Below are 12,480 nucleotides of genomic sequence, written 5' to 3' on the forward strand. Positions count from 1 at the left end.
ACTTGGTATCTATCTGATGCGATTCGATTGGTTCCGCCGCCTTCGGGCTGGCGTGCGGCACCGCCTGTCTCCGTCCCTGTCAATCCCCCCGCAAGCCCGCCAGGGCCGCTTCGAAGCCATCCGTGCCGCGCCGCAGCTCTTCGACGATGCGGCCGTCGCGGATGCGCAGCAGCCGATCCGCCAGCGCCGCTTCGCGCCGCAAGTGGGTTGCGATCAGCAAGCTGCGCCCTTCGCAGCGCGCGCGCAAGCGCTGCAAAACGTCGCTTGCCGTCCCCGCATTCAGCGCTTCCGTCGCTTCGTCGAGCAGCCACAAGGTCGATTCGTGCAGGAACAGCCGCGCCAGCGCCAAACGCCGCGCCTGGCCGCCCGACAAGCCCAGGCCGCCCTCGCCCAGCATGGTGTCGAGGCCGCCCGCCAGGGCGCGCACCTCGTCGTCCAGGCCGGCCGCCTGCAAGGCCGCCCACAGCTGCGCATCGCTGGCGGCGGGGTCGGCCAGGCGCAGGTTGTCGCGCAAGCTGTCCTGGAACAATTCCGTCTTCTGCGTGAACAGACAGGCGCGCGGCGCGCTCACCTTGCCCGACAATGGCGCCAGCTCGCGCGCGGCCAGGGCCAGCAAGGTGGACTTGCCCGCGCCGCTGGGGCCGATCAAGGCCACGCGCTCGCCGGCGGCGATGTGCAGCGATACGTCATGCAGGATGGCCACATGGCTGCCCGCATGCGCGGCGCTGACGTGTTCCAAGCGCAAGCCCGGTGCGGCATCCAGGGGCAGCGTGGCGACATCCTGCTGCTCCAGGCGCGGCGCCAGGCGGCGCATCGCCAGCAGCATGCGCCCCGCTTCCAGCGCGCCGCGGCGCAATCCCGCAAACGGTTCCACGGCCGTCAGGGCGATCAGCAGGGCCAGCGCCGCGGCCGGCACGCTCAGCGCCTGCTGCTGCACCAGCGCGGCGACGGCCAGCAGCACGCCAGCCAGGGTCGCGCTGCCGGCCACGCCATACGCGGCGCCCGCCGCCGTTTCCAGGCGCAGCAGGGCGAAATCGGCTTGCGCCAGCGAGCGGTCGATCCGTGCCAGCGCCGCGCACTGGGCGTCGATGCGGCCCGCCATCACCAGGTCCGTCTGGCCGGCCACCAGGTCGATGGCGCCGGAACGCAGTTTTTCGATGGCGCGCGAGCGCAGGATGGCCGGGCGGCGGGCGCGGCGCGCCACGCTCCAGCTGATGCCGCCGCCGGCGGCCAGCAGCCACGCGGCCAGGCCCAGGCCCAGCTGCCACTGCATCACGCCCAGCGCCACGCCCGCCAGCAAGGCCGCGCACAGGGCCGTGAAGGCAGGCACCAGCAGGCGCAGGTACAGCGATTCGAGCGCATCGATATCGGCCGTCAGGCGGAACAGCAGCTTGGCGGGCTGGCGCAGCAGCCGGCTGGCCGCTTCCGGGCGCGACCAGCCGCGGAACAGTTGCACGCGGATGCTGGCCAGCGCGGCGAACGTGGCGTCGTGCGTGACGAGGCGTTCCGCATAGCGCGAACCCGTACGGCCGATGGCCAGCAGGCGGATGCCGGCCGACGGGCCGAACACGTCGAACAGGATGGCCGTCGAGGCGTGCAGGCCGGCAATCGAGGTGGCCGTGATGAACCAGCCGGACAAGCCCAGTAAGGCCATGCCGGACACCGCCGTCAGGGCCGCCAGCAAGGCGCCCCCGATCAGCTTGCCTGGTTGGGCCAGCAGCAATTGCCGCAGGACGGGATGCGAGATCAGTGTGGTGTTCATGCGCGCAACTCCTGTGCCTGCGCCCGGGCATCGACCTGCACCGTGCGCTGCAGGCGGCCGGCCAGCACGGGGTCGTGCGTGGCGACGATCATCGTCTTGCCTTTCGCCAATTCCAGCAAGGCGTCCGTCACGCGCGCCGCCGTTTCGCTGTCCAGGTGGGCCGTCGGTTCATCGACCAGCAGCAAGTCCGCATGCGGATGCAGGGCCACGCGGGCCAGGGCCAGGCGCACGGCTTCGCCGCCGGACAAGCCCTGCCCGCCATCGCTGAGCATGACGGCCGGCTGCGCCTGCGCCACGGCAGCCAGGTCGGCCAGGTGCAGCGCCTGCGTCACTTGCGCGGCATGCGCGCCGACGCGGCCCAGGGTCACGTTCTGGCTGACGGAGGCGGCAAACACGTGGGGACGCTGGCCCATCCACGCCATGCGCTGGCGCAAGGTATTCACGGTGCCATCGTTCAGGCGCACGCCGCCGATGCGGATCTCGCCGCCGCTGGCGGGCAGCAAGCCGGCCAGCAAGGACAGCAAGGTGGTCTTGCCGGCTCCGCTGGCGCCCAGCAGGGCGACATGTTCGCCGGCGCGCACGGTCAGGTCGAAGCCGTCGAAGACGGGCGCCTCGCCGGGATGGGCAAAGCGCAGTTGATGGATTTCGATAGCGGGCGGCGGCGCCACGGCCATGGCGGCGGCGGAGACGGCAGCGGCTGCCACGCCGGCGCCGGGCAGGGGCACGCCCTCGGCCGCCAAGTCGTGCAGGCCGGCCAGGCCCGCTTCGCCGGCCGCCTTGTCGTGCCAGACGGCGGCCAGTTCGCGCAAGGGTTCGAAAAACGCGGGCGCCAGCAGCAGGATGAACAAGCCCTGCCCCAGGCTCAGTTCGCGGCCCCAGGTGCCGAAATTGATACTGCCCAGCAAGGAGAAACCGATAAACGCGGCCACCATGGCGACACCGAGCGCGGAAAACAGTTCCAGCACGGCCGACGACAGGAAGGCGATGCGCAGCACGACCATCGTGCGCCGGCGCACGGATTGCGACGAGGCATCCAGCCGCGCGGCCGTGGCATCGACGGCGTCGAGCGCGCGCAGGGTAGCCAGGCCGCGCAGGCGGTCCAGCAGAAACGCGTTCATGCTGCCCATTTCCACCATCTGCGCGCGGCTGGCCGCTTGCGCGCCCATGCCCACCAGGGCCATGAAGACGGGAATCAGGGGCGCGGCGATGAGCAGGATCAGGGCAGCGATCCACGACAGGGGCGTCACCACGGCGAGGATCACGAGCGGCACGAGCATGACCTTCCAGCGCGCGGGCTTGTAGCGCACCAGGTAGGGCACGATGGCTTCGGCCTGTTCGGCGATGACGCTGGCCGCCTGCCCCGACTGGGCGCGCTGGCGGTCCAGCGGCGAACGGTGCGCCAGCGCTTGCGCCACTTGCGCGCGCAAGGTGGACAAGTGGTCGCGCGCCGCCGCATACATGCGCCGCGCGCCCCACGCTTCGCAGCCGGCGCGCAGCATGCCCAGCAGCAGCACGCCGGCTGCCGGCAACAGGGCCGCGCGCCAGGGTGCACCGGCGAGCATGGCTTGCACGGCCCAGGCCAGCAAGGCCGCTTGCGGCAGCCACAGCAAGGCGGCACCGCCCTGCGCCAGGCTGGCGGCACGGGGAAGGATAAAGCGGGGCAAGGACAGCGGCGTGGTAGGCATATCTATACTTTTTGAGTTTTCAGAATTTTCTGTAAATTCGATATTTTGTATAATACTGCGAAACATGACATATATCAATTGACCCTGCGGGTGTGGCGTGAAAAAATTCAGATAATTATGAAAACTCAACATATCCAAATGACGCCGCTGATCCTGACCTTCGTCAGCCATTTCGGCGAGATGGGCAGCCGCTGGGGCTTTAACCGGACAGTGGGGCAAGTGTACGCCTTGTTGTTTGTCGCAGAGCATCCTTTACACGCGGATGAAATCGCGGAACACCTGAGTTTTTCACGCTCGAACGTGAGCATCGGCTTGAAGGAATTGCAGGGCTGGGGCTTGATCCGCCAGTCGCGCATCCCCGGCGACCGGCGCGAGTATTTTTCCTCGCTGGGCGATGTGTGGCAAATCTTCCGCGTGGTGGCCGCCGAGCGCCGCCGCCGCGAAGTGGCGCCGACCTTGACGGTGCTGCGCGAATCGCTGCTGGCGCCGGCCACGGAACCCGTCGACCAGTATGCGCAGGAGCGCATGCGCGAAATGTATGAACTGGTCGACCTGGCCAACACCTGGTTCGACGACTTGCAGCGCCTGTCGCCCGAATCGATGGCGCAGTTGATGAAAATGGGCACCAAGGTGCAAAAGCTGCTCAATGCCAAGGATCGCCTGTTCGGCGTCAGCAATAACAGCGACTGAAACCCGCCGCCCCTCTCCCTACTCAATGCATTGCTAGCACAAGCTGGCATGCCTTGTCACGCCATTTCCGCTCGCCGTACAGGCTTTCGCCAGCACAGCCATACATAGCCGTATGCGATGTTGTCAAGCATGCCAATAGCATTATTTAAATTGTATTAATTTACATCAAGACTAAGCTTGCATATGCGTACTCACGCAAAGGCGACCGGGCGACAAGTCGACCTCCCTGACCGGATGGCGCGCACCCTGAAGCAGTGAAATGTCTGCAATAAAATAAAAGGGGATTTTCATGAAAAGCATAACAAGCATTGCCATACGGGCATCCATGCTGGCCGCCCTGACGGCCTGCATGGGCGTGGCACAGGCTGCTACATGGGTCGATGTGGGACCGGCCAGCGGTTTCAGCATCGAAGGCAGCACCGTCACTTACTCGCCGTCACCTGCCCTCATGGTGAAATACTATAACGACAATCTCGTGCCGCAGAGTCCCACCGACATCCAGGGCTATATCAACGGCGTTTTCGGCACCAGCCTGGGTGCGGCCGTCTCGTTTTGCGACAATGCCACCTCAGGCTGCACCGCCGGCACCACGGCAGGCGCCAGCGGCGGGGTGAATTCCTTCACGAGTGCGGCGGCCTATGATTACCTGGCCATCCATTTCGGCCAGGGCGAACTGGTCTTCCAATGGGCAGCGCCCGTCGCAGCCGGCACGACCTTCACGGTGGCAGGCTTGCCCAAGGACCTGAGCAATTACCGCGCCTACGTTTCCGCCGTCCCTGAACCGGAAACCTATGCCATGCTGCTCGCCGGCCTGGGCCTGCTCGGCGTCCTGGCGCGCCGCCGCCAGGCAAAATAAGAGCATCGGGCAAGACCCGCAACACGGCGCCGGCGCACCCATGTTTACAGCGCGCTTGCGCCGCGCCGCCCACTCTTTACACCGCCTTTATGCCTCTCCCGCTATGCTGACCGGCATCTTCAGTCACCGTTGCGAGGGAGTCCACATGCATGAATCCCCATTCCAGCCGCGCGCGCGCCATGCGCTGCGCCAGCACTTGCCCGTGCGCGAACGGCTGCGCCTGGCACGCCTGGCCAGCAAGAAAGTGCTGTCGCTGTGTTCCGCGCTGCTGTGCGCGGCGCCGCTGCTGTATTTGCTGAGTGTGGTGCTGGGCGCGCAGCCCTGAACCGCTGCGCGAAAAACCGGATGTGGGGGAAAGATGGGGTGCGTTGCGGCAGCTTGCCGCAGCATGATCGTGGCCAGTATGAAACTGGTCCGCCCAGAGGGAATCGAACCCCCATTCACGGTTTAGAAGACCGTTGTCCTATCCGTTGAACGATGGGCGGAGAGGTGCAGTATTTTAATCCATGCGCGCCAGCAATGAAATGCCAGCGCGGAATAGAAAACGGGCTGTCATTTCTGACAGCCCGCTTATGACTTTGGTCGGAGTACAAGGATTCGAACCTTGGACCCCCTGGTCCCAAACCAGGTGCGCTACCGGGCTGCGCCACACTCCGAAGACAAGATAATAACGCCCCCACCCAATTTCGTCAATTGCCATAGACGAATTAGATGGAAATAACTATCGGCGCCTGCCTTTACACAGCCACTTTATCCGCAATGCGGCGCGCCATCGACTCGGCCTTTTCCTTATCTTTTGCCTCGACCATCACGCGGATCAGCGGCTCGGTGCCGGAAGCGCGGATCAGCACGCGACCCGTGTCGCCCAGCTCGGCCTCGACCAGTTCTTTCTCGGCCACCATGGCGGCATTTTTTTGCCAGTCGAAACCGGGCGCCACGCGCAGGTTGATCAGGGTTTGCGGGAACAGCACCAGTTCGGCCAGGCATTGCTGCAGGCTCTGGCCGCTGCGCTTGAGGGCGGACAATACTTGCAGCGCGGAAACGATGCCGTCGCCCGTCGTGTGCTTGTCCAGGCACAGCAGATGGCCGGAACCTTCACCGCCCAGTATCCAGCCCTTTTCCTTCATGACTTCCAGCACGTAGCGGTCGCCCACCTTGGCGCGCGCAAAGCCGATACCCTGCTGCTTGAACAGCACTTCCAGCGCCATATTCGTCATCAGGGTGCCGACGGCGCCGGCCACGGGGCCTGTCGCCAGGCGGTCCTTGACCATGACGTACAACAACTCGTCGCCGTTATACAGGCGGCCCGTGGCATCGCACATGATCAGGCGGTCGGCGTCGCCATCGAGGGCGATGCCCAGGTCGGCGCCGTGCTCGACGACGGCTTCGGCCATGGCCTTGGTTGCCGTGGCGCCGAAGCCCGCATTGATATTGAAACCGTCGGGCTTGTTGCCGATGGCGATGACTTCCGCGCCCAGCTCATGGAACACGTGCGGCGCGATATGGTAGGCGGCGCCATGCGCGCAATCGACGACGATCTTCAGGCCGCGCAAGTCCAGCTCGTTCGGGAAGGTACCCTTGCAAAATTCGATGTAGCGGCCCTGGGCATCGTCCAGGCGCTTGGCGCGGCCCAGCTTGTCCGAGGGCACGCAAGCCATGGGCTCGTCGAGCGCCGCTTCGATTTCCAGTTCCACGCTGTCGGGCAGCTTGGTGCCCTGGCCGGAAAAGAACTTGATGCCATTGTCGTGGTACGGGTTGTGCGAAGCGGAAATGACCACGCCGGCCGACAGGCGCAGCGCCCGCGTCAGGTAGGCGATTGCCGGGGTCGGCATAGGGCCGGCCAGCATCACATCCACGCCGGCGGCCGACAGGCCCGCTTCCAGCGCCGCTTCCAGCATGTAGCCGGAAATGCGCGTGTCCTTGCCGATCAGCACCGTCGGTCGCGTCTTGCCGCCTTGCGACTTGGCCAGCACCTTGCCGGCAGCATAGCCGAGGCGCATGACGAAGTCGGGGGTGATCGGAGCCGTGCCCACCAGGCCGCGGATGCCATCCGTGCCAAAATATTTACGCGTCATAGTATTTCTCTTTTTGTTGTTTATGATAAATCTTACAGGCTCAGTGTGCCATGCGCCAGACCTTCAGTGCATCGACGGTTTCAGCTACATCATGCACACGGATAATTTCCGCACCTTGCGCTACCGCAGCAAGTGCACCGGCAACACTGCCGGCCAGGCGCTGCTCGACGGGACGTCCCGTGACGGCGCCGATCATCGACTTGCGCGACAGCCCGGCCAGCACGGGCAGGCCCAGTTCGCTGCGCAACTGGCGCGTGGCGCGCAATAAGGCATAGTTCTGTTCCACCGTCTTGCCGAAGCCAAAGCCGGGATCGACGCACAGGCGCTCGCGGGCGATGCCGGCCGCCGTCATCGTGTCGATGCGCTCGCGCAGGAAGTCGATGACTTCGCGCACCACATCTTCGTACTGCGGCTGGGCTTGCATGGTTTCCGGCACGTTTTGCATGTGCATGATGCACAGCGCGCAATCGCTGTCGCGCACGGCGTCGATGGCGCCCGGCGCGCGGAAACCGTTGATATCGTTGATCATGTCGGCGCCCGCCAGGATGGCTTCGCGCATCACTTCCGGCTTGTAGGTGTCGACGGACAGGGGCTTGCCGCAGTCGCGCAAGGCGTACAGCACCGGCATGACGCGCTGCAGCTCGTCTTGCAGCGGCAGCGGCGGCGCGCCGGGGCGGCTCGATTCGCCGCCGATGTCGATGATGTCGACACCGTCGATGATCATCTGCTCGGCGCGGGAAATGGCAAATTCCAGGTGCTGGTACTGGCCCGCATCGGAAAACGAGTCGGGCGTGATGTTCAGGATGCCCATCACCAGCGCCTGCGTGCCCTGCAGGTTGAAGCCGAAACGGCCGAATTGCAAATAGTGTCGCATGTGAATCTTTGTAGTCGTCAGGAAAAAACTGCTGCGGCAACGAAAAAGGGCAAGGATTGCTCCTTACCCTTCTCTTGCATGCCACTAATCAGGCAGTGGTCGCTATCAGGCTGGCGCCGTCACGTTGGGCGAGATGCCGCCCGTGCCGCTGTCGCCCGCATTGCGGCGTGGCGGGATGACTTTCGGTGGACGCGGCTCCAGGCCGGCCATGATGTCGTTGATTTGCTCTGCATCAATGGTTTCCCATTCCAGCAAGGCTTTGGTCATCATTTCGACCTTGTCGCGGTTGCTTTCCAGCAAGGTGCGCGCCAAAGCATATTGCTTGTCGAGAATGTTGCGGATTTCAGCATCGACCTTTTGCTGCGTCGCTTCCGAGATCGTCTTCGTGGCGCCACCGAAGAAACCTTCGTTTTCGCTGTCTTCGTAGACCATCACACCCATGCTGTCGGACATGCCGAAGCGGGTCACCATGGAACGGGCCAGCTTGGTGGCGCGCGAAAAGTCGTTCGATGCGCCCGTGGACATTTGGCCCACGAAAATCTCTTCGGCGATACGGCCACCGAACAGGATGGAAATTTCTTCCAGCATCTTGTCCTTGTAGGCGGACAGATTGTCGTGTTCCGGCAACTGCCACGTCAGGCCCAGGGCCCAGCCGCGCGGCATGATCGTTACCTTGTGCACGGGATCGGCCTTCGGCAGCAGCTTGGCGACGACGGCGTGACCGGACTCATGGTAAGCCGTATTGCGACGCTCTTCCTCGCGGATGATCATCGATTTACGCTCTGGACCCATGTAGATCTTGTCTTTCGCATCTTCGAAGTCCGCCATTTCCACCAGGCGCTTGCTGCGGCGCGCGGCGAACAGGGCTGCCTCGTTGACCAGGTTGGCCAGGTCCGCGCCCGAGAAACCGGGGGTGCCGCGGGCCAGGATATCGGCTTTCACGTCGGTACCAATAGGCACTTTGCGCATGTGCACGTTCAAGATCTGCTCGCGGCCGCGGATATCGGGCAAGCCGACGGACACCTGGCGGTCGAAACGGCCCGGACGCAGCAGCGCTTTGTCGAGTACGTCGGCGCGGTTGGTGGCGGCCACGACGATCACGCCGGAGTTCGCTTCAAAACCGTCCATCTCGACCAGCAACTGGTTCAAGGTCTGTTCGCGTTCGTCATTGCCGCCGCCCATGCCGGCGCCGCGGTGACGGCCGACAGCGTCGATCTCGTCGATGAAGATGATGCATGGCGAATGCTTTTTCGCGTTTTCAAACATGTCGCGCACGCGGCTGGCGCCGACGCCGACGAACATTTCCACGAAGTCGGAACCGGAAATCGAGAAGAACGGCACCTTGGCTTCGCCGGCGATGGCGCGCGCCAGCAAGGTTTTACCCGTGCCCGGAGGACCGACCATCAGCACGCCGCGGGGAATGCGGCCGCCCAGTTTCTGGAATTTGCTCGGATCCTTGAGGAAGTCGACCACTTCGTTGACTTCTTCTTTCGCTTCGTCGCAACCGGCGACATCGGCGAAGGTGACGGTGTTGCTGGCTTCATCCATCATGCGCGCCTTCGACTTGCCGAACGAGAATGCCCCGCCCTTGCCGCCGCCTTGCATCTGACGCATGAAGAACACCCAGACACCGATCAACAGCAGCATGGGGAACCAGGAAACAAAAATAGTTTGCAGGAAAGACGCTTCCTCGGGCGGACGCACATCGAAATGCACGCCATTGTCGCGCAAGTCGCCGATCAAGCCCTTGTCGAGGCTGGTGGCGGTGGTACGCACCTTGGTGTCGTCCATCAGCTTGGCGGTGATCGACGAACCTTCGATCACGACATCCTTGACGCGCTTGGCTTTGACTTCATCCAGCAAATCGGAATAAGCGATGGCCTTGCTGCCGCCTGTGGCGCCATGACTGTCGAATTGCTTGAACAGCATGAACAACAGCAGCAATACGACTACCCAGATGGCAGATTTGGAAAACATGTTATTCACGAAGACTCCTTGGATGCAGTGCGCATCTCTTTACCTATAGCTAGAAACACGATTTTACTCGCAATAAGCGGGCCGTGCCAAAGCCCGCCGATCCGTGCGCGCGAAAAAATCGCGTTCACGCAAAAAAATGCAGTATAAACAATTTAGGCTTTTATGCCATCAGACGCTACTGCACTTCTCGTTCCCATGTGCGGATTCCCTCTTAAATATCAAGGGCGGAATCATCTTCTTCCACGGCATTTTTCAGCGGATTCTTGATTCCACGGCCCATCAGGAAGATTTCCGACGATTTATCGCGGCTGGCCTTGGGCTTTTTCTGCACGACGACCTTGAATTCGGCGCGGAATTTCTCCACGATCTGGCTGAAACCCATGTCCTTGAAGCATTTCACCAGCAGCACGCCAGACGGCTTCAGGTGCAATTGCGAGAATTCGATGGCCAGGTCGATCAAATGTTCCATGCGCGCGGCATCCGCCGTGGCGATGCCCGACAGGTTGGGCGCCATGTCCGACAGGACCAGGTCAACCTTGCGGCCCTGCAACACCACTTCCAGCTGGCGCAACACGCGCGCTTCGCGGAAGTCGCCCTGGATGAAGTGGAAATCGGCGATCGGCTCCATTTCCAGCATGTCCAGGCCAATCAGGGTACCATTGACCCCGCCGCCGTCCTTGCCGGCCAGCTTGCGCCGCGTGTACTGGGCCCAGCTGCCAGGAGTGCAACCCAGGTCGACGATCACCTGGCCAGGTTTGATCAGTTTCTCGTCTTCATCGATTTCTTTCAGCTTGTATGCTGCCCGGGCGCGGTAACCCTCTTTTTGCGCCAACTTCACATAAGGATCATTTATGTGGTCGTGCAACCAGTTTTTGTTTAATTTCTTCTTTGCCATTCGCGTAGAATACTGCTTTTAAGGGAATTACTAAATATTATTATGCTAAAACTTACACCCGTAGAGCGCAGCGCACTGCGCGCCGAAGCACACGCGCTGAAGCCTATCGTCATTATTGGCGAAGCGGGCTTGACACCTGCTGTCCTCAAAGAGATCGACCTTGGCCTGGATTCGCACGGCCTGATTAAAGTCCGCGTGTTCGGCGACGACCGCGAAGCCCGCGTCGGAATGTACGATACGATTTGCGGCAATCTCGGCGCCGCCCCGGTACAACATATTGGCAAACTGCTGGTAATCTACCGTCCGAAAAAAGAAGTGGTTAAGGAGAAGGTCAGCGCCGGCAAAGGCATGCGCGAAGTGACCATCGTCAAGGCCAGCGCCAGCGGCACCAAGCGCCCGAGCGTGACGAAAGTCATGATCAAGGGCAATGAGCGCGTTACCGAAGGCGGTTCCATCAAGCGTGCCAAGCCACGTCAGAAAAGCGCCAAGAAAAGCGCACTGGGCAGCAAGTAAGCCTGTTCACCCGGCCACCGCAAGGCGGCCGGGCTTGAAACAAGAAGCGGAGCACGGGATATTCCCTGCTCCGCTTTTTTATTGCTGCTGATTCAAGATTACTGCTGTTTCCAGATCAGCACGCCCGCCAGCAGGCTCTGCACGGCAAAGATCAGGGTCGACACGCCATGCAGCATGCCGAAGCGGCTGCGCATGGCCTCGTCCATGAGGCCCGACGGCGCTTGCGCCTTGATTTCGGCCATCAGGGGCGAAATGCCGAAATGGCTGAGCAGCGCGCACACCAGCATCGATAGTACCAATGCGGCCAGCAAGCGCCGGCGCTTGAGTTCCAGCGCGCCCGCGCCCCATTGCAACAGGGCCAGCAGCACCAGCGCACAGGCGATGGACAGCCAGGCCTCGGCGCGGAACATGCTGCCGGCGATATTGCCCGCCAGCACGCGGTCACTGAGGGTGCCGAACAGGGTGGGCGCCACGATGAAGCCGATGGTCCACAGGCTGCCGGCCCACAGGGCGGCAACGAGGAGGCGCACGCGCGTCAGCATCAGATGTACAGCACTTCCAGGATTTCGTATTCGCGCGGGCCGGACGGCGCCTGCACTTCCACCACGTCGCCGGCGTACTTGCCGATCAGCGCGCGGGCGATCGGGGACGTCACGGAAACCTTATTCATTTTCAAGTCGGCTTCATCGAGGCCGACGATCTGGTACGTGACTTTCTGACCCGATTCCAGGTCTTCCAGGTTCACGGTCGAGGCAAACACCACGCGGCCTTCCGCGTCGAGCGCGGTCGGGTCGATGATTTGCGCTGCGCCCAGCTTGCCTTCGAGCTCGGCGATGCGGCCTTCGACGAAGGCCTGGCGTTCCTTGGCGGCATCGTACTCGGCGTTTTCCGACAAATCTCCGTGCGAACGCGCTTCGGCGATCGCATCGATGACGATGCGGCGTTCCTTGGTCTTCAAATGATGCAGCTCTTCCTTCAAGAGTTCTGCGCCGTATTTGGTCAATGGGACTGAGGTCATGTTATCTCTACTATCTGCTAGTTATCGGCGCCGCTGTCCGTGTTTTGCCACGGTTAACGGACTTACCAAGTGAAAACCACAGAGGCCGCGCGCTGCTCTGCACGGAACTCTGTGGTTGATAAGCATGCAGTGTAC

Annotated in this window: 12 protein-coding genes and 2 tRNA genes; 4 read left to right on the plus strand and 10 right to left on the minus strand. The window is 62.8% G+C overall.

Going from position 1 to position 12,480, the window contains the following annotated elements:
• Positions 1-79 precede the first annotated feature (79 nt).
• Together CLU94_RS02640 and cydD are read right to left on the minus strand one after the other, a co-directional pair.
• On the minus strand, positions 80-1,762 hold the full coding sequence (locus tag CLU94_RS02640) for an amino acid ABC transporter ATP-binding/permease protein (protein ID WP_099664487.1): 1,683 nt from the start codon (positions 1,760-1,762) through the stop codon (positions 80-82).
• The gene (gene cydD / locus CLU94_RS02645; RefSeq protein WP_099664488.1) at positions 1,759-3,447 is read right to left on the minus strand and encodes a thiol reductant ABC exporter subunit CydD; all 1,689 of its coding nucleotides are present in this window, start codon (positions 3,445-3,447) and stop codon (positions 1,759-1,761) included. The genes CLU94_RS02640 and cydD overlap by 4 nt, the downstream gene beginning before the upstream one ends.
• Before the next feature lie 138 nt (positions 3,448-3,585).
• On the opposite strand from cydD, the gene CLU94_RS02650 reads away from it, so the two are divergent.
• The 3 genes from CLU94_RS02650 (at position 3,586) to CLU94_RS02660 (ending at position 5,318) form a co-directional block, all read left to right on the plus strand.
• Positions 3,586-4,137 carry a GbsR/MarR family transcriptional regulator gene (locus CLU94_RS02650; protein ID WP_180278570.1) on the plus strand — a complete coding sequence of 184 codons (552 nt, stop codon included), beginning with the start codon at positions 3,586-3,588 and terminating at the stop codon, positions 4,135-4,137.
• Between the two features lie 289 nt (positions 4,138-4,426).
• Complete coding sequence (locus CLU94_RS28610; protein ID WP_099664489.1) at positions 4,427-4,993, plus strand: PEP-CTERM sorting domain-containing protein; 567 nt, start codon at positions 4,427-4,429, stop codon at positions 4,991-4,993.
• Between the two features lie 145 nt (positions 4,994-5,138).
• Positions 5,139-5,318, plus strand: a complete 180-nt coding sequence (locus tag CLU94_RS02660; protein WP_099664490.1) for a hypothetical protein — start codon at positions 5,139-5,141, stop codon at positions 5,316-5,318.
• Positions 5,319-5,403: 85 nt separating this feature from the next.
• Here the strand turns inward: CLU94_RS02660 and CLU94_RS02665 are convergent.
• The 6 genes from CLU94_RS02665 to CLU94_RS02690 form a co-directional block, all read right to left on the minus strand.
• Positions 5,404-5,478, minus strand: a tRNA-Arg gene (locus CLU94_RS02665).
• A 94-nt stretch (positions 5,479-5,572) separates the two neighbouring features.
• Positions 5,573-5,649, minus strand: a tRNA-Pro gene (locus tag CLU94_RS02670).
• A gap of 81 nt (positions 5,650-5,730) precedes the next feature.
• Complete coding sequence (gene glmM, locus CLU94_RS02675; protein WP_099664491.1) at positions 5,731-7,068, minus strand: phosphoglucosamine mutase; 1,338 nt, start codon at positions 7,066-7,068, stop codon at positions 5,731-5,733.
• Positions 7,069-7,108: 40 nt separating this feature from the next.
• Positions 7,109-7,942, minus strand: coding sequence for a dihydropteroate synthase (gene folP / locus CLU94_RS02680; RefSeq protein ID WP_099664492.1), 834 nt, complete (start codon positions 7,940-7,942; stop codon positions 7,109-7,111).
• 105 nt (positions 7,943-8,047) lie between these two features.
• On the minus strand, positions 8,048-9,928 hold the full coding sequence (gene ftsH / locus CLU94_RS02685; RefSeq protein WP_077402824.1) for an ATP-dependent zinc metalloprotease FtsH: 1,881 nt from the start codon (positions 9,926-9,928) through the stop codon (positions 8,048-8,050).
• 202 nt (positions 9,929-10,130) lie between these two features.
• Positions 10,131-10,814, minus strand: coding sequence for an RlmE family RNA methyltransferase (locus tag CLU94_RS02690; RefSeq protein WP_034757436.1), 684 nt, complete (start codon positions 10,812-10,814; stop codon positions 10,131-10,133).
• Positions 10,815-10,856: 42 nt separating this feature from the next.
• Between CLU94_RS02690 and CLU94_RS02695 the strand changes: the two genes are divergently transcribed.
• Positions 10,857-11,327, plus strand: coding sequence for a YhbY family RNA-binding protein (locus CLU94_RS02695; RefSeq protein WP_010397237.1), 471 nt, complete (start codon positions 10,857-10,859; stop codon positions 11,325-11,327).
• A 98-nt stretch (positions 11,328-11,425) separates the two neighbouring features.
• Here CLU94_RS02695 and CLU94_RS02700 read toward each other — a convergent pair whose 3' ends face one another.
• Together CLU94_RS02700 and greA are read right to left on the minus strand one after the other, a co-directional pair.
• Entirely contained in the window at positions 11,426-11,869 is a 444-nt protein-coding gene (locus tag CLU94_RS02700) for a DUF4149 domain-containing protein (RefSeq protein ID WP_180278571.1), read from the minus strand.
• Positions 11,869-12,345 carry a transcription elongation factor GreA gene (gene greA / locus CLU94_RS02705; RefSeq protein ID WP_034757428.1) on the minus strand — a complete coding sequence of 159 codons (477 nt, stop codon included), beginning with the start codon at positions 12,343-12,345 and terminating at the stop codon, positions 11,869-11,871. Before greA ends, CLU94_RS02700 begins: the two co-directional genes overlap by 1 nt.
• Positions 12,346-12,480 lie beyond the last annotated feature (135 nt).

Source organism: Janthinobacterium sp. 13 (genome assembly GCF_002749695.1).
GTDB lineage: Bacteria > Pseudomonadota > Gammaproteobacteria > Burkholderiales > Burkholderiaceae_D > Janthinobacterium > Janthinobacterium kumbetense.

What these genes read in the sequence shown, in the direction of transcription:
- CLU94_RS02640 (WP_099664487.1), bottom strand. Translation starts at nt 1,762, where the DNA reads ATGAACACCACACTGATCTCGCATCCCGTCCTGCGGCAATTGCTGCTG.
- cydD (WP_099664488.1), bottom strand. Translation starts at nt 3,447, where the DNA reads ATGCCTACCACGCCGCTGTCCTTGCCCCGCTTTATCCTTCCCCGTGCC.
- CLU94_RS02650 (WP_180278570.1), top strand. Translation starts at nt 3,586, where the DNA reads ATGACGCCGCTGATCCTGACCTTCGTCAGCCATTTCGGCGAGATGGGC.
- CLU94_RS28610 (WP_099664489.1), top strand. Translation starts at nt 4,427, where the DNA reads ATGAAAAGCATAACAAGCATTGCCATACGGGCATCCATGCTGGCCGCC.
- CLU94_RS02660 (WP_099664490.1), top strand. Translation starts at nt 5,139, where the DNA reads ATGCATGAATCCCCATTCCAGCCGCGCGCGCGCCATGCGCTGCGCCAG.
- glmM (WP_099664491.1), bottom strand. Translation starts at nt 7,068, where the DNA reads ATGACGCGTAAATATTTTGGCACGGATGGCATCCGCGGCCTGGTGGGC.
- folP (WP_099664492.1), bottom strand. Translation starts at nt 7,942, where the DNA reads ATGCGACACTATTTGCAATTCGGCCGTTTCGGCTTCAACCTGCAGGGC.
- CLU94_RS02690 (WP_034757436.1), bottom strand. Translation starts at nt 10,814, where the DNA reads ATGGCAAAGAAGAAATTAAACAAAAACTGGTTGCACGACCACATAAAT.
- CLU94_RS02695 (WP_010397237.1), top strand. Translation starts at nt 10,857, where the DNA reads ATGCTAAAACTTACACCCGTAGAGCGCAGCGCACTGCGCGCCGAAGCA.
- CLU94_RS02700 (WP_180278571.1), bottom strand. Translation starts at nt 11,869, where the DNA reads ATGCTGACGCGCGTGCGCCTCCTCGTTGCCGCCCTGTGGGCCGGCAGC.
- greA (WP_034757428.1), bottom strand. Translation starts at nt 12,345, where the DNA reads ATGACCTCAGTCCCATTGACCAAATACGGCGCAGAACTCTTGAAGGAA.